Below are 15,573 nucleotides of genomic sequence, written 5' to 3' on the forward strand. Positions count from 1 at the left end.
CGGGGGTGCCCGCCGCGCTACCGCCGGGGGGGCGTTATTTGTACTGTCTGAACCCCGCGGCGGGGCCCCCCCGGGGGGGCCCACGGCCGTTTTCGCGATCGGGCGATAAGAGACGGCCCCGCTTTACCAAATCTTGATAAAGGTACGGCCTGTTACTCGCAGTAAATCGCCCCCCGGGATCTGTCCGTATAAAGACCTCGATTTTCCCTTTCGTCCTTCCGTTCGACGCCACCCTGTGTGGCCGGGTGGTGTCACCCGGTCGCGCATCGGTTATCGGGCCGTTACTAGCGAGTAACGAACCCCCTTGTGCCGCAGGCGGGAATGCACCACGATCGGCCAGGCTCGGTCCAATAACGCCAGCCCGGCTGCCAGTCGGCGCGGCGGCCCTGTTGGGTCCCCACCGAGTGGGTCGGCGGCAGTGGCGCCGACTCCGGACAGGGGGGTTCCTGCCGTCCGGCAGGGCCTGTCCGAACAGGTTGCGCGAATGCGTGGCCAGTGGTTGTCGCTCGGGGGTGATCGCCGGTGATTCGGACGCGGTTCCTGCCTCCGTACGCGGGCGCTCTCCTTTCCGAGGACGTAGCACTTCTCCCATCCCAGGACGGGCCCTCGCCCGGACCGGAGATGTACGTCCGAGAAGGAGGAAAATTTATGAGTTCCCAGGTTCGTGGCGGTACCAGATGGAAGCGCTTCGCTCTGGTCATGGTGCCGAGCGTCGTCGCGACCGCCGCGGTGGGCGTCGGTCTCGCGCAGGGCGCCCTCGCGGCGTCGTTCAGCGTGTCCGGCCAGAGCTTCAAGGTGAAGGCCGACAGTCTCGTCGGCCACAACTTCGTGCAGTACGGCAGCGTGGCCACCGGCATGAACCCCGAGGGCAAGAACGGGGCGCACGCTGTGGCCGTGTCCGGCTTCAGTGACGCCACGATCACCAACATGTGCCAGTCGGTGGTGACTCCGAACCTTCCGTTCGGCCTCGGCACTGTCACGCTGGTGCTGAACGCGGGTACGGATCCGAACAAGCCGGTCCAGGCGACCAATCTGTACCTGGATGTCGCCGAGCTCGACGCGGACGCCGAGTTCAGGAACATCGACATCGGTGTTGCTGCGGGTGCCCTCAAGGACCCGAACAACCCTGAGTCGATCGGCATCCAGCCGAAGACCCAGGCGAACCCGAACGGCTTCGCGCAGCGCGCCGACGAAGCCAAGCTGACCAACGTGAGGCAGACGGCGTGGGCGACCACCGCCGGCACCTTCAAGCTCAGCGACCTGAGCCTGCGGTTGAAGTCCGGCGACAAGCCTTGCTACTAGGGCACTTGCCCAGGGTGGCCGGAGTGCCCGTCACGGACCTCCGGCCGCCCGCCCCTTCTCTTCTCACAGCAGTACCGGTTCCAGGGAGCTGTTTTCCATGAGCCCCGAGTCCACAGGGCAGAACGAGCACTACCTCCGCGTCTTCCGGCGGGGATTCCGCACCTGGCGGGGTAACCGGCCGTTCTGGGCGGGCCTGTTCACCATGGTGGGTGGTCTACCCATCGCGTACTTCCCGTACGCCAACATGCACCTCGGCAACATCACGCTGGCGATGTCCACGACCGCCGGTGCGGGATCGCTGATCATCGGGATCCTGCTGATCACGCTGGGCCTCACGATGTGGTTCCACCACATCGTGAGAGTGTTCGCCGGAGTTGCCGCAATCCTGCTGGCGCTGATCTCCATACCGGTGGCCAACATCGGCGGATTCCTGATCGGCTTCCTGTTCTCCCTGCTCGGTGGAGCGCTCTCCATCTCCTGGGCCCCGGGCGAGCCGAAGCCCGACACCGTGGATGCCGGTGCGGAAGGCCGGACGTCCAAGGACGCCGGTCCCGGGACGCAGGAGCACGAACCCGAGTTCCACAGCACGGCAGCGGTGCCCCAGCAGCAGCCGGAGCAGTACGACACGACAGTTGAGGTCGACGGCGGGAGGCATCGTGCGGGGTGACGAGACGCAGCTGGACTCGACCGGGGAGGACCTCCGGACGAGAAGCGGACCGCGCCACGCGGCCCCGAGGAAGTCTTTGCTGACGAAGCTGCACATACCCGCGGGCAAGGCTTTCGCGCTCGCCGCGATGCCGACGGCCGTCTTCGTGGGCATGGGGCTCACCCCCAAGCTCGCACTGGCCGACGACAGCACGGACATACCCTTCGCGCCCGGCCCCTGCGTGACCCGCTCCGACGAGCCGAGCGAATCGCCGTCCCCGTCCGCATCGGAGACGAAGTCGCCGTCCCCGTCCCCCTCCGCCACCGATTCCGGTGGCAAGGACGACACAGCGACGCCGAAGCCCTCGGCGACCCCGTCGGCGAGCGACGCCGCGAAGCCGGAGACGAAGGCCGCCGACGCACCCGCCGCCGCGCCGAGCGCCTCGCCCACACCCACGAAGTCGACGAACCCGCTCGACCCGCTGGGCGTGGGCGACGCACTCAAGGACCTCTTCGACGGACCGGACAAGGAGACGGCGAGCCCGTCCCCGAGCGCCACCACCGAGTCCCCGAAGCCGTCGCAGAGCGACGCCGCCGAGCCCGCGGAGAAGGCCACCGACGCTGTGAAGGAGACGGCCGACAAGACGGCCGCCGCCATCCGCGACGCAGCGGACGAGGCCGGCAAGCCGGTCGAGGAGCTCGACGACAGCGCCAAGGGGCTCGACGCCAAGAAGGACGAGGACATCCCGGACGGCGCCAAGGAGCGCTTCCCGTGTCCGACCGCCGACCCCGAGGCGCTGGCCGCGGCAGACCTGGAAACGGGCGTCCCGCTGCTCCCGACCGACCCGTGGATCCTGGACAGCTCGATGCTCACCCTCAACGGGCTCGACTACAAGGGCATCGTCGAGGTGAAGACGTACGACGGCACCATCAAGAAGGTGCTGAAGTTCACCGCGAGTTCCATCGACATCAAGGACCTCCACCAGCTGACGGTCGGCCCGGCCGGCACCACGGCCCACGTCCAGGCGCGCAAGGGCTCCACGTCCACCATCCGCAACGGCACGGTGACGATGTACACGGAGGAGCTGAAGGGCAATCTCTTCGGCCTCATCCCGGTCACGTTCAGCCCCAAGACACCGCCGCCGCTGAACGTCCCCTTCGCCTTCTTCACCAAGGTCAAGGTGACCCAGGCCGGCCAGTTCGGCGGCACGCTCAAGGTGCCCGGGCTGCACAACTACTTCACCGGCGGCAACAGCTAGCCGACACCGACCCGTTCGGGAGCCGCACAGAAGACTTGTGGGCCGCACTCCGGAAGGAGTGCGGCCCACAAGTCTTGCCGTACGGGTACCGGCCGCGTCAGTCGCGCGCCCCGCCACCCACATGGTGCACGCGCACCATGTTCGTCGTGCCCGGGATGCCGGGGGGCGAGCCGGCGGTGATGACCATCGTGTCGCCCGCGTTGTAGCGGTCCAGCTTCAGGAGCTCCGCGTCGACCAGGTCCACCATGGCGTCGGTGTTGTCCACGTGCGGTACGACGTGGGCCTCGACGCCCCAGCTCAGGGCGAGCTGGTTGCGGGTGGACTCGTCGGTGGTGAAGGCCAGGATGGGCTGCGCCGCGCGGTAGCGGGAGAGGCGGCGGGCCGTGTCACCGGACTTGGTGAAGGCGACCAGTGCCTTGCCGTTCAGGAAGTCCGCGATCTCGCAGGCGGCACGGGCCACCGAACCGCCCTGGGTGCGGGGCTTCTTGCCCGGCACCAGCGGCTGCAGGCCCTTGGAGAGCAGCTCCTGCTCGGCGGCGACGACGATCTTCGACATCGTCTTCACCGTCTCGATCGGGTACGCGCCCACGCTGGACTCGGCCGACAGCATGACCGCGTCCGCACCGTCCAGGATCGCGTTGGCGACGTCGGACGCCTCGGCGCGGGTCGGCCGCGAGTTGGTGATCATCGACTCCATCATCTGGGTCGCCACGATCACCGGCTTGGCGTTCCGCCGGCAGAGCTCCACCAGGCGCTTCTGCACCATCGGGACTTTCTCCAGGGGGTACTCGACGGCCAGGTCGCCGCGGGCGACCATCACACCGTCGAACGCCATGACGACGCCCTCCATGTGCTCGACGGCCTGCGGCTTCTCGACCTTGGCGATGACGGGGACCCGGCGGCCCTCCTCGTCCATCACCTTGTGGACGTCCTTGACGTCATTGGCGTCCCGTACGAAGGAGAGCGCCACCAGGTCGCAGCCCATCCGCAGGGCGAACCGCAGGTCCTCGACGTCCTTCCCGGACAGGGCCGGGACGTTGACCGCCGCGCCGGGCAGGTTGATGCCCTTGTGGTCGGAGATGACACCGCCCTCGATGACGATGGTCTTGACCCGGGGGCCCTCGACCGCGACGACCTTCAGCTCGACGTTGCCGTCGTTGATCAGGATCGGGTCGCCCTTGGCGACGTCGCCGGGCAGGCCCTTGTAGGTCGTGCCGCAGATCGACTTGTCGCCCGGGACATCCTCCGAGGTGATCGTGAACTCGTCCCCGCGGACCAGCTCGACGGGGCCCTCGGCGAACTTCGCCAGGCGGATCTTCGGGCCCTGGAGGTCGGCGAGCACACCGACCGCGCGGCCGGTCTCGGCGGCGGCCTTGCGGACCCGGTCGTAACGACCCTGGTGCTCCTCGTGGCTGCCGTGACTGAAGTTGAAGCGGGCCACGCTCATGCCGGCCTCGATCAGAGCGACGAGCTGCTCATGGGAGTCGACGGCGGGACCGAGTGTGCAGACGATTTTGGAACGGCGCATGAGGCGGATCCTATCGGTTTGTTTCGCTGCGGAATATTCCGTCTGGTGGAAGGTACAAAGGGGCGCGGGGGTGCTCAGTTGTGGGCCTGTCCGACGAGTGCGAAGGTCTGGACGGCGATCTCCAGTTCCTCGTCCGTCGGCACCACGGCGACCGCGACCCTTGCGTGGTCCGGCGAGATCAGCCTCGGTGCGCCGGACCGTACGGCGTTCAGATCCGCGTCCACCGCCAGGCCGAACCCCTCGAGACCGGCGATCGCAGCCTCCCGTACGGGTGCCGAGTTCTCCCCGACCCCCGCCGTGAACACCACGGCATCCACCCGCCCGAGGACCGCCGAATAGGCGCCGATGTACTTCTTCAGCCGGTGCACATAGATGTCGAACGCCAGCGCTGCACGCTCGTCGCCCTCTTCGATCCGGCGCCGGATCTCCCGCATGTCGTTGTCGCCGCAGAGCCCGACCAGACCGCTCTTCTTGTTGAGCAGTACGTCGATCTCGTCCGTGGACATCCCCGCCACCCGCTTGAGGTGGAAGGTGACCGCCGGATCGATGTCGCCGGAACGCGTACCCATCACCAGCCCCTCCAGCGGGGTCAGCCCCATCGAGGTCTCCACGCACCGGCCGCCCGCCACCGCCGCCGCCGAGGCGCCGTTGCCCAGATGCAGCACGATGACATTGACCTCCTCGGGGGTGCGTCCCAGCAGCTCGGCGGCCTTGCGGGAGACGTACGCGTGCGAGGTGCCGTGGAAGCCGTAGCGACGGATGCGGTGCGCGTCGGCGGTCTCCACATCGATCGCGTACCGCGCCACGTACTCCGGCATCGTCGTGTGGAACGCCGTGTCGAAGACCGCCACCTGCGGAAGGTCCGGACGCAGGGCCTGGGCGGTACGGATGCCGATGATGTTCGCCGGATTGTGCAGCGGGGCCACCGGGACCAGGCGTTCGATCTCCTTCAGCACCTCGTCGTCGATCACCACGGGCTCGGTGAACCGCAGCCCTCCGTGCACCACCCGGTGGCCGATCGCCGCCAGTGCGGGGGAGTCCAGGCCGAGACCGTCCGCCGCCAGTTCCTCGGCCGCCGCCTTCAGTGCGGCCTCGTGGTCGGCGATCGGGCCGATGCGCTCGCGCGGCTCGGCGTTGCCGCCGACCAGCGGGGTGTGCACCAGCCGGGAGGTCTCCTCGCCGATCCGCTCGACCAGGCCGGCCGCCAGCCGGGAGCGGTCGCTCATGTCCAGGAGCTGGTACTTCACCGACGAGGAGCCGGAGTTGAGAACGAGCACGCGATTCGCGGCCGCGTCGGAAGAAGCTTCTGCGGTCGGGGTGGTCATGCGGTTCGCTCCTCGCCCTGTGCCTGGATCGCCGTGATGGCCACGGTATTGACGATGTCCTGGACGAGTGCGCCCCGGGACAGATCGTTGACGGGCTTCCGCAGCCCCTGGAGCACCGGTCCGACAGCCACGGCGCCCGCCGAGCGCTGCACGGCCTTGTAGGTGTTGTTGCCGGTGTTCAGGTCCGGGAAGATCAGCACCGTCGCCTGCCCCGCCACCTCGGAGCCGGGCAGCTTCGTCGCGGCGACGCTCGGCTCCACAGCGGCGTCGTACTGGATCGGACCCTCGATCCTGAGATCGGGCCGGCTCTCGCGCACCCGGTCCGTCGCCTCGCGCACCTTGTCGACATCGGCGCCCGAACCCGAGGTGCCCGTCGAGTACGACAGCATCGCGATCCGCGGCTCCACGCCGAAGCGGGCGGCGGTCGCGGCCGACTGCACCGCGATGTCCGCGAGCTGCTCCGCGTCCGGGTCCGGATTGACCGCGCAGTCGCCGTACACCAGGACCTTGTCGGCGAGGCACATGAAGAAGACGGAGGAGACGATCGAGGCCTCCGGCTTCGTCCCCCCATCGCCCACCGCCACCCTGCCCGACGAGCTCCGCTCGGCCCCCCTCCTCAAGATCTCCAACGCGGGGCGGATCGTCGCCGCGGTGGAGTGCACGGCCCCGGAGACCATGCCGTCCGCGAGCCCCTCCTGGACCATCAGGGTGCCGAAGTAGTTGACGTCCGCGACGACGTCGTACGCCAGCTCCACCGTGACCCCGCGGTGCGCGCGCACCTGTGCGTACCGCTCGGCGAACGCCTGACGCAGCTCGGAGGTCTGCGGGTCGATGAGCTGCGTACCGGCGAGATCGATGCCGAGGTCGGCGGCCTTCTTGCGGATGACGTCGACGTCGCCGAGGAGCGTGAGATCGCAGACATCGCGGCGCAGCAGTACGTCCGCGGCGCGCAGTACCCGCTCCTCGGTGCCCTCCGGCAGGACGACCCGGCGCCGGTCGGCGCGGGCCTGCTCCAGCAGCTCGTGCTCGAACATCATCGGGGTGACGCGGCCGCTGCGGGCCACCGAGATCCGGTCCAGCAGGGCGCCGGTGTCCACATGGCGCTCGAAGAGGCCCAGTGCGGTCTCCGCCTTGCGGGGCGTCGCCGCGTTCAACTTGCCTTCCAGAGCGAAGAGTTCACCAGCGGTGGGGAAGGAGCCGCCGGCCACGGAGACGACCGGGGTACCCGGTGCGAGTCTCGCGGCCAGCCTGAGTATCTCCTCGCCGGGGCGTTCGTTCAGGGTCAGCAGCACACCCGCGATGGGCGGGGTTCCGGCGCTGTGCGCGGCCAGCGAGCCGACCACCAGATCCGCCCGGTCCCCGGGCGTGACCACCAGACAGCCCGGCGTCAGCGCCTTCAGCATGTTCGGCAGCATCGCACCGCCGAAGACGAAGTCCAGCGCGTCCCTGGCCAGCCCGGAGTCGTCGCCGAGCAGCACCGTGCCGCCGAGCGCCGCGGTGATCTGGGTGACGGTCGGCGCGGAGAGCGCCGCATCGTCCGGCAGAACGGAGCAGGGGACGGGCAGCCGGGCCGCCAGCCGTTCCGCGATGACATCGCGGTCCTCGGCCGCCACCCGGTTCACGATCATCGCGAGGACATCGCAGCCCAGGCCGGTGTATGCCCGGTAGGCATTGTGGGTCTCGGCCCGTACGGACTCCGCCGGCTGGCCCTTCCCGCCGACCACCGCGATGACCGAGGCGCCGAACTCATTGGCGAGGCGGGCGTTGAGTGCCAGCTCGTCGGGGAGCTGGGTGGCGGCGAAGTCGGTGCCGAGGACCAGCACCACCTCGTACTTCTGGGCCACCTGATGGAAGCGTTCCACGAGCCGGGAGACAAGTTCGTCCGTACCCTGCTCCGCCTGGAGCGCGGACGCCTCGTGATAGTCCAGGCCGTAGACCGACGAGGGGTCCTGGGAGAGCCGGTAGCGGGCCCGCAGCAGCTCGAACAGCCGGTCGGGCACGTCGTGGACGAGCGGCCGGAACACCCCGACCCGGTCCACCTGACGCGTCAGGAGCTCCATGACACCCAGATCGACGACCTGGCGGCCGTCTCCCCGGTCGATCCCGGTCACGTACACGCTGCGCGTCACGCGTGCTCTCCCGTCCATTTTTGCGGTTTGGGATGGTATTGCCATGTTGACGATACCTGCGGGGGCCAAGGCGCCGCCCGCCGGGCGAAAGACCCTCTGCGAAGGGCCTTAGGACCCCCGCCCGTCCGGCCGGACCGCCGCCCGATTCACTGCTGCATCCGGCGCGATACCCGTGCGGGAATCCCCGGAGCGGCCGAGAGCGCGAGGTCCAGACCTGACGTGGGACAATCGTTGTGGCTCACGGTACGGGGGATTCTGTAGTCGCCCCCGAAATGCACGGCACTAGCGAGCAGGAGATACAGCACGATGCGCATCGGAGTTCTCACCGCAGGCGGCGATTGCCCAGGCCTGAACGCAGTGATCCGGTCGGTCGTCCACCGTGCCGTGGTGGGGCACGGCGATGAAGTCATCGGCTTCGAGGACGGGTTCAAGGGACTCCTCGACGGCCACTTCCGCCCCCTCGATCTCAACGCGGTCAGCGGCATCCTCGCCCATGGCGGCACCATTCTCGGCTCGGCCCGGCTGGAGCGCGACCGGCTGCGCGAGGCCGCCGAGAACTGCGCCGAATTGAGCCGCCGTTACGGCATGGACGCCCTCATCCCGATCGGCGGCGAAGGCACCCTCACGGCCGCGCGGATGCTGTCGGACGCCGGAATGCCCGTCGTCGGCGTCCCCAAGACCATCGACAACGACATCTCCGCCACCGACCGCACCTTCGGCTTCGACACCGCGGTGGGCGTCGCCACCGAAGCCATAGACCGCCTCAAGACCACCGCCGAATCGCACCAGCGGGTCATGGTTGTCGAGGTGATGGGCCGCCACGCCGGCTGGATCGCGCTGGAGTCCGGAATGGCGGGCGGCGCGCACGGCATCTGCCTTCCCGAGCGCCACTTCCAGGTCGAGGACCTGGTCAAGATGGTCGAAGAACGCTTCGCACGGGGCAAGAAGTTCGCGGTCATCTGCGTCGCCGAGGGCGCGCACCCGGCCGAGGGCTCCATGCCGTACGCCAAGGGCGAGATCGACCAGTACGGCCACGAGCGTTTCCAGGGCATCGGCAACCGGCTGGCCATCGAGCTGGAGACCCGGCTCGGCAAGGAGGCCCGGCCGGTCATTCTCGGCCACGTGCAGCGCGGCGGCACGCCGACCGCGTACGACCGGGTGCTCGCCACCCGCTTCGGCTGGCACGCGGTGGAGGCCGCACACCGGGGCGACTTCGGCCGGATGACGGCGCTGCGTGGCAACGACATCAAGATGGTTCCGCTCGCCGACGCCATCACCCAGCTCAAGACGGTGCCGGCGGACCGGATGGACGAGGCCGAGTCGGTCTTCTGACCCCGGACGCGCGCGGCAGCGTCGCAAGCAGTGGCCGGCGGCCCTGACTGTCCCCCCGTGGACGGTCAGGGCCGCTTGCCGTTCCCCCGGCTCGCGGGGCCGTTCCGGAAGGTCAGGGCCGGACGGACCGTGGTGCCGGAATCCACTCTTGAGTCGGCGGCCCGGATCAACAAGGCTTAGCCCTGTCCCGGACATGTCCCAACTCTGTCCGGGCACGGATCCCAGGGGAGGGACACAGCACATGGTGGTCGAAGGCAGGGCTCCGGATCCTCGGGAGGCGCGGAGTGCGGCCGAGTTCATCGCCCTGTTACGGGTGCTCAAGGACGCGTCCGGTCTGACGTTCCGCGAGCTGACGATGCGGGCCGACGCGGTCGGGGACGTCCTGCCGCGCTCCACGATCGCCAACATGCTCGGGCGTACGTCGGTCCCGCGCGAAGAACTCCTCGCCGCTTTCGTGCGGGCCTGCGGCTGCGGGCCCACGGAGATCGAGGACTGGCTCGGCGTACGCAAGGAACTCGCCGTGCACGGGCAGCGGGCCGGCGCGGGGGATGCCGGCGAGGACGAGGCCGGTACGGAGGAGGAGGCCGGGGAGGCCCCGGGTGCGCCGCCGGCCCTGCGGTCACCCGAGCCGGCCGCAGGGCCGCCCACCGGCCCGCCCCCTGTCCGTCGGCGGGCCCGGACCTTCCTGGTGGCCGGCGTCTCCCTCCTGGTGCTGGCCGCCGCCGCGGTGACCGTCGCCCTCCTCGTACGCGACGAACAGCCGGGACCGGTCCCTGTCGCCGGACCCGTGGCGGGGCGGACGGTACAGATCCGGTCCGTCCACTCCGGGCTCTGCCTCTCCGAGAAGCGGGGAACCGACAGCGGCCGGATCTACCAGGTGCCGTGCGACGAGGAGACGATCCCGGCCTTCTCCCTCAGACCGCTGGGCGACGACGTCTGGCGGATCGTGACCGACCACCCGGACTTCGGCGTCGGCTGCACAGGTATCTGGGACGGGATGCGGGAGGCCGGAGCCTTGATGCAGGACCAGGAGTGCGGCAAGCGCGGCTCCGCGGAGGCGTTCTGGATCGAGCCGCAAGGCCATCCCGTCAAGGGCTACCGGATCCGCCCCGCCCACACCCATCTGTGCGTCGGAGCCAAGGCGGGCAGCAGCAAGCGCGACGCCGAGATGGTGCAGATGGGCTGCGACGGGGTGGACCTGGGGAGCTTGTTCTCCTTCGACCCGGTGGCTTCGGACACGGCCGGCGGCTGAGAACCGCACGGACTGAAGGGGGCGGCCGGCTCAGACGCTCGTCCCCTGCACCCCCGCCGTCTGCCAGAACCGTGCCACGATCTTCGCCAGGAACTCCCGCCCCGCATCGCCCGTCGACCCGGCCCGCTCCGTACCCGTGCTGCTCCAGCTCAGCGTCGACACCATCAGCGCCTGGTAGTCGGCGTGCAGCTGTTCCAGTACGTCCTGCAGGAACCCGCGCTCCAGCGGCACCAGCTTCGCCACCGGCCGGACATGGGCCTGCCAGCGCGTCGTCACCGCACTGCGCAACAGCTCCGCCAGCTCCTCGTCCCGGCCCGACACCGTCACGACCCCGGCGGGCGTCAGCCCCAGTACCTCGCTGAGCACCGCGGACTGGCGTTCGTTGCCGCGCCAGCGCCCCTCCTCCTCCATCCGCAGATACGCCGAGGCGGTCAGCCCCAGCAGACGCGCCAGCTCATCGACGGCCAGCTCCCGGGCCACCCGGTGCTCCCGCAGGGTGCGTGCGGCGGTCAGCAGTTCGCCCGGCGAGCACCACAGCACCCCGGCCAGCGCCGTGAGTTCGTACTCGCTCGGGACGGCGAGCCCACGCTCCCAGGCAGTCACCGTCTCGGCGCTGATACGGAGCCCGTACTGGGCTCCGAGACCATAGGCGACATGGCCGGGAAGCATCCCCAGGGCCTCGCGGAGTCGGCGCGCGGCGGGGGCGTTGAAGGGCGGGGAGGGGTGCACGGCCCCACCGTAGAAGTCGACACGTGGTCTGACTACGGTGTGTTCCACCGATATCACGGCTCGTAGGAACGTCCTAGTGCCGTACGGGGTCAGCGCCTCTGAGCCACCCACCGGTAGTGCAGCTCCGGGCGCCCGATCTGACCGTACTGCGGGCTGCGTACCGCGCGCCCCACAGTCACCAGATGTTCCAGATAGCGGCGCGCGGTGATCCGCGAGATGCCCAGTTCCATCCCGGCCGCGCCCGCCGTCACTCCGTCCGGGGCGGCCCGCAGGACGCGCGTGACGGCCTCCAGCGTCGGGCCGCTCAGCCCCTTCGGCAGCCGGGTCGGCTGCGGCGCGCGCAGTGCGCCGAGCGCCCGGTCCACCTCGTCCTGACCGCTCGCCTCACCCGCTGCCGCGCGGAACTCGGCGTAGCGGACGAGCCGGTCGCGCAGGGTGGCGAAGGTGAACGGCTTCAGTACGTACTGGACGACGCCGAGCGACACCCCTTCCCGGACCACCGTCAGATCACGCGCCGACGTCACCGCGATGACATCCGCCGAGTGCCCGGCCGCGCGCAGCGAGCGCAGCAACTGCAGACCATGCCCGTCGGGCAGATACAGATCCAGGAGCAGCAGGTCGACCGGCGTACGGTCCAGCGCCCGCACCGCCTCCGCGCGCGAGTGCGCGACCGCGGCCACCGTGAATCCGGGGACACGGCCCACATACAGCTGATGGGCGTCCGCGGCGACGGGATCGTCCTCGATGACCAGCACCTGGATCATGCGGTGGCCTCCTTCGTGGTGTGCGTCGTGCGGTTGCCGATGGCCAGCGGCAGCCGCACCGTGAACTCCGCACCGCCGTCCGGGCTGCGGTCCAGCGCCACCGTGCCGGCGTTGCGATGCACCGCCTGCTGTACGAGGGCCAGCCCGATCCCCCGGCCCGCGCCGTGCGTCGACCAGCCCCGGTCGAACACCTCGGCGGCGTCGTCCGGATCGATCCCGGCCCCGGTGTCGGCGACCCGCAGCAGCAGCTCGCCCTCCCCGGCGAGCGCGGTGACGGTGACCCGGGCGCGGGCGGCCCTCCCCGGCACCGCTTGCCGCTGGACGGGCACGGCTCCGTGGCCCGGCGTATCGGTCACCGCCTCCGACGCCGCGTCCACCGCGTTGTCGATCAGATTGCCGAGGATCGTCACCAGATCCCGTGGCGGCAGGGTCGCGGGCAGGGCGCCGTCGTCGATCAGGCTGTCGTCCGCGAGCACCAGTTCCACCCCCCGCTCGTTCGCCTGCGCCGCCTTGCCGAGCAGCAGCGCCGCCAGCACCGGCTCGGCGACGGCGCCCACCACCCGGTCGGTGAGGGCCTGGGCCAGCTCCAGTTCGGCTGTCGCGAAACCCACCGCCTCCTCGGCCCGGCCCAGTTCGATCAGAGAGACGACCGTGTGCAGCCGGTTCGCCGCCTCGTGCGCCTGCGAGCGCAACGCCTGGGTGAACCCCCGCTCGGAGTCCAACTCGCCGGACAGCGCCTGGAGTTCCGTGTGATCGCGCAGCGTCACGACGGTGCCGCGCTGCTCCCCGCCCACCACCGGACGAGTGTTGACCACGATCACCCGGTCCGCCGTCAGATGCAGTTCGTCGACCCGCTCCTCGGAGGCGAGCAGCGCACCGGTCAACGGCGCCGGCAGATCGAGGTCGGCGACCCTGCGCCCGACCGCACCCGGCCCCAGCCCGAGCAGCTCCCGGCCCGCGTCGTTGATCAGTGCGATCCTGCGCCGCCCGTCGAGCATCAGCAGCCCCTCGCGCACCGCGTGCAACGTGGCCTGGTGATAGTCGTGCATCCGGCTCAGCTCGGCGGCGTTCATGCCGTGTGTGTGCCGCCGCAGCCGGGCGTTGATCACATACGTGCCGATGCCGCCGAGCGCCAGCGCCCCGCCGGCCGCCAGCCCCAGCGCCCCGAGCTGCGCCCGTACCTGCGAGGAGACCCGCTCGACCGTGATGCCCGCGCTGACCAGGCCTGTGATCCTGCCGCTGTCCCGGATCGGGGTGACGACCCGGATCGACGGGCCGAGCGTGCCGGTGTACGTCTCCGTGAATGTCTCGCCGCGCAGCGCCCGCGCGGTGTGGCCGAGGAAGGGCTCCCCGATCTGGTCCGCGTCGGGGTGCGTCCAGCGGATCCGGTCCGGGCTCATGATCGTGACGAAGGCGATCCCGGTGTCCTTGCGGACCTTCTCCGCGTACGGCTGGAGCACGGCGGACGGGTCCGGGGTACGGATCGCCTCCCGTACGGACGGCGAGTCGGCGATCGCCAGCGCCGCCGTCCTGACCTGCCGGGTCGCGGTCTCCTTCGCCTGTGCGCTGCCGGAGACGTAGGCGAAGAACGCACATCCCGCCACCACGGCCGCGACCAGCACCACCTGCATGGCGAAGAGCTGGCCGGCCAGGCTGCGGGGGCGGGGTAGACGCATGACCACAGTCTGCCTGGCCGAAAACATATGAACGAAATGCACGTAACAGTGACCGGCGTCACAGGGGGCGGGATAGTCGCCAAGCCCCCCCAGGGACGGGGGAGCGACCCGGACGAGCCGAGGAGAAGCCCGTGGGAGTGGCAGCCGCCAAGCGGGACCGTACGCATTATCTGTATCTCGCCGTGATCGCGGCTGTGGGCCTCGGCATCCTCGTGGGCTTCGCGGCCCCCGGCGTCGCCGTCGAGCTCAAGCCGATCGGTACCGGCTTCGTGAACCTGATCAAGATGATGATCTCGCCCATCATCTTCTGCACGATCGTGCTGGGCGTCGGCTCGGTCCGCAAGGCCGCCAAGGTCGGCGCGGTCGGCGGCCTCGCCCTCGGCTACTTCCTGGTGATGTCGACCGTGGCACTCGCCATCGGTCTGCTCGTCGGCAACATCCTGGAGCCCGGCCAGGGCCTCCATCTCACCGAGGCGGTGCGCGCCGCCGGTGAGAAGCAGGCGGCGGGCGCCGGCGAGTCCACCGTGGACTTCCTGCTCGGCATCATCCCGACGACGATGGTCTCCGCCTTCACCGAGGGCGAGGTGCTGCAGACCCTGCTCGTCGCACTGCTCGCGGGATTCGCACTCCAGGCCATGGGCTCGGCGGGCGAACCGATCCTGCGCGGCATCGGTCACATCCAGCGCCTCGTCTTCCGCATCCTCGCCATGATCATGTGGGCGGCCCCGGTCGGCGCGTTCGGCGCGATGGCGGCGGTGGTCGGCGAGACCGGCGTGGACGCCCTGAAATCCCTCGCGATCATCATGGTCGGCTTCTACATCACCTGTGCGATCTTCGTCTTCGTGGTGCTCGGCACCATCCTGCGGCTGGTCGCCGGGGTCAATCTGGTGGCTCTGCTGAAGTATCTGGGCCGCGAATTCCTGCTGATCCTCTCCACCTCGTCGTCGGAGTCCGCCCTGCCGCGGCTCATCGCGAAGATGGAGCACCTGGGGGTCAGCAGGCCGGTCGTCGGCATCACCGTGCCGACCGGCTACTCCTTCAACCTCGACGGCACCGCGATCTACCTGACGATGTCCTCGCTCTTCATCGCCAACGCGATGGGCGACCCGCTGAGCGCGAGTGAGCAGATCTCGCTCCTGCTCTTCATGATCGTCGCTTCGAAGGGTGCGGCCGGAGTCACCGGCGCGGGCCTCGCCACCCTCGCGGGCGGCCTCCAGTCGCACCGCCCCGGACTGGTCGACGGCGTCGGACTGATCGTCGGCATCGACCGCTTCATGAGCGAGGCCCGCGCCATGACGAACTTCGCGGGCAACGCGGTGGCCACCGTCCTGGTCGGAACCTGGACCAAGGAGATCGACAAGGAGCGGGTGGACCAGGTCCTGTCCGGTGCGCTCCCGTGGAACGAGAAGATGCTCAACCAGGACGCCGGGCACGGCGACGGCACAGGAGTTCCCGAGCCGCGGGACGGCGACCAGGAACACGCCGTGGCCAAGGCCTAGGCGCCGAACACCCAGCACAGCGGCAGGGCCGTCGCGGGAGCACCCCCGAACGCCCCTCCTGCGTGCCTTGACCGACGCGGTAAGGTATACCCTCGAAGAAATGCCAATCAGGGAGCTGGCCCAGCGGGACCGG

At 69.8% G+C, this 15,573-nt stretch carries 12 protein-coding genes; 6 read left to right on the top strand and 6 right to left on the bottom strand.

Going from position 1 to position 15,573, the window contains the following annotated elements; translation table 11 throughout:
* Positions 1–648: 648 nt before the first annotated feature.
* The 3 genes from ACFVYE_RS11765 (at position 649) to ACFVYE_RS11775 (ending at position 3,206) form a co-directional block, all read left to right on the top strand.
* Complete coding sequence (locus tag ACFVYE_RS11765; protein WP_383979587.1) at positions 649–1,302, top strand: DUF6230 family protein; 654 nt, start codon at positions 649–651, stop codon at positions 1,300–1,302.
* A 97-nt stretch (positions 1,303–1,399) separates the two neighbouring features.
* Positions 1,400–1,969: a DUF6114 domain-containing protein gene (locus tag ACFVYE_RS11770; RefSeq protein WP_383979590.1), complete on the top strand. Its 570-nt coding sequence runs from the start codon at positions 1,400–1,402 to the stop codon at positions 1,967–1,969.
* Positions 1,959–3,206 carry a hypothetical protein gene (locus ACFVYE_RS11775; RefSeq protein ID WP_389605231.1) on the top strand — a complete coding sequence of 416 codons (1,248 nt, stop codon included), beginning with the start codon at positions 1,959–1,961 and terminating at the stop codon, positions 3,204–3,206. Before ACFVYE_RS11770 ends, ACFVYE_RS11775 begins: the two co-directional genes overlap by 11 nt.
* A 97-nt stretch (positions 3,207–3,303) precedes the next feature.
* Here ACFVYE_RS11775 and pyk read toward each other — a convergent pair whose 3' ends face one another.
* From pyk to pta, 3 genes are all read right to left on the bottom strand, one after another.
* Positions 3,304–4,734, bottom strand: coding sequence for a pyruvate kinase (gene pyk, locus ACFVYE_RS11780; RefSeq protein ID WP_383976339.1), 1,431 nt, complete (start codon positions 4,732–4,734; stop codon positions 3,304–3,306).
* Positions 4,735–4,808: 74 nt separating this feature from the next.
* Positions 4,809–6,059: an acetate kinase gene (locus ACFVYE_RS11785; protein WP_383976341.1), complete on the bottom strand. Its 1,251-nt coding sequence runs from the start codon at positions 6,057–6,059 to the stop codon at positions 4,809–4,811.
* Entirely contained in the window at positions 6,056–8,188 is a 2,133-nt protein-coding gene (pta, locus tag ACFVYE_RS11790) for a phosphate acetyltransferase (protein WP_383976343.1), read from the bottom strand. The genes ACFVYE_RS11785 and pta overlap by 4 nt, the downstream gene beginning before the upstream one ends.
* Before the next feature lie 306 nt (positions 8,189–8,494).
* On the opposite strand from pta, the gene ACFVYE_RS11795 reads away from it, so the two are divergent.
* Together ACFVYE_RS11795 and ACFVYE_RS11800 are read left to right on the top strand one after the other, a co-directional pair.
* Positions 8,495–9,520 (top strand): ATP-dependent 6-phosphofructokinase, encoded by a 1,026-nt coding sequence (locus ACFVYE_RS11795; RefSeq protein ID WP_389605234.1) that lies wholly within the window; start codon positions 8,495–8,497, stop codon positions 9,518–9,520.
* Between the two features lie 241 nt (positions 9,521–9,761).
* Positions 9,762–10,772 carry a helix-turn-helix domain-containing protein gene (locus ACFVYE_RS11800; RefSeq protein ID WP_389605236.1) on the top strand — a complete coding sequence of 337 codons (1,011 nt, stop codon included), beginning with the start codon at positions 9,762–9,764 and terminating at the stop codon, positions 10,770–10,772.
* Between the two features lie 30 nt (positions 10,773–10,802).
* Here ACFVYE_RS11800 and ACFVYE_RS11805 read toward each other — a convergent pair whose 3' ends face one another.
* The 3 genes from ACFVYE_RS11805 to ACFVYE_RS11815 form a co-directional block, all read right to left on the bottom strand.
* A complete protein-coding gene (locus ACFVYE_RS11805; RefSeq protein ID WP_389605306.1) occupies positions 10,803–11,441 on the bottom strand; it encodes an XRE family transcriptional regulator in 639 nt (212 codons plus the stop codon).
* A 149-nt stretch (positions 11,442–11,590) separates the two neighbouring features.
* Positions 11,591–12,265, bottom strand: coding sequence for a response regulator (locus ACFVYE_RS11810; RefSeq protein ID WP_383976349.1), 675 nt, complete (start codon positions 12,263–12,265; stop codon positions 11,591–11,593).
* On the bottom strand, positions 12,262–13,941 hold the full coding sequence (locus tag ACFVYE_RS11815; RefSeq protein WP_389605238.1) for an ATP-binding protein: 1,680 nt from the start codon (positions 13,939–13,941) through the stop codon (positions 12,262–12,264). Before ACFVYE_RS11815 ends, ACFVYE_RS11810 begins: the two co-directional genes overlap by 4 nt.
* Before the next feature lie 131 nt (positions 13,942–14,072).
* On the opposite strand from ACFVYE_RS11815, the gene ACFVYE_RS11820 reads away from it, so the two are divergent.
* The gene (locus tag ACFVYE_RS11820) at positions 14,073–15,440 is read left to right on the top strand and encodes a cation:dicarboxylate symporter family transporter (RefSeq protein WP_383976353.1); all 1,368 of its coding nucleotides are present in this window, start codon (positions 14,073–14,075) and stop codon (positions 15,438–15,440) included.
* Positions 15,441–15,573: the final 133 nt, after the last annotated feature.

Origin of the sequence: Streptomyces sp. NPDC058239, assembly GCF_042882185.1 — a bacterium.
In the GTDB taxonomy this organism is placed as follows: Bacteria; Actinomycetota; Actinomycetes; order Streptomycetales; family Streptomycetaceae; genus Streptomyces.

Excerpts from the sequence above, each read along its gene's own strand:
- ACFVYE_RS11770 (WP_383979590.1), top strand. The coding sequence starts at position 1,400 with ATGAGCCCCGAGTCCACAGGGCAGAACGAGCACTACCTCCGCGTCTTC.
- ACFVYE_RS11795 (WP_389605234.1), top strand. The coding sequence starts at position 8,495 with ATGCGCATCGGAGTTCTCACCGCAGGCGGCGATTGCCCAGGCCTGAAC.
- ACFVYE_RS11805 (WP_389605306.1), bottom strand. The coding sequence starts at position 11,441 with ATGCTTCCCGGCCATGTCGCCTATGGTCTCGGAGCCCAGTACGGGCTC.
- ACFVYE_RS11765 (WP_383979587.1), top strand. The coding sequence starts at position 649 with ATGAGTTCCCAGGTTCGTGGCGGTACCAGATGGAAGCGCTTCGCTCTG.
- pyk (WP_383976339.1), bottom strand. The coding sequence starts at position 4,734 with ATGCGCCGTTCCAAAATCGTCTGCACACTCGGTCCCGCCGTCGACTCC.
- ACFVYE_RS11800 (WP_389605236.1), top strand. The coding sequence starts at position 9,762 with ATGGTGGTCGAAGGCAGGGCTCCGGATCCTCGGGAGGCGCGGAGTGCG.
- ACFVYE_RS11815 (WP_389605238.1), bottom strand. The coding sequence starts at position 13,941 with ATGCGTCTACCCCGCCCCCGCAGCCTGGCCGGCCAGCTCTTCGCCATG.
- ACFVYE_RS11785 (WP_383976341.1), bottom strand. The coding sequence starts at position 6,059 with ATGACCACCCCGACCGCAGAAGCTTCTTCCGACGCGGCCGCGAATCGC.
- ACFVYE_RS11810 (WP_383976349.1), bottom strand. The coding sequence starts at position 12,265 with ATGATCCAGGTGCTGGTCATCGAGGACGATCCCGTCGCCGCGGACGCC.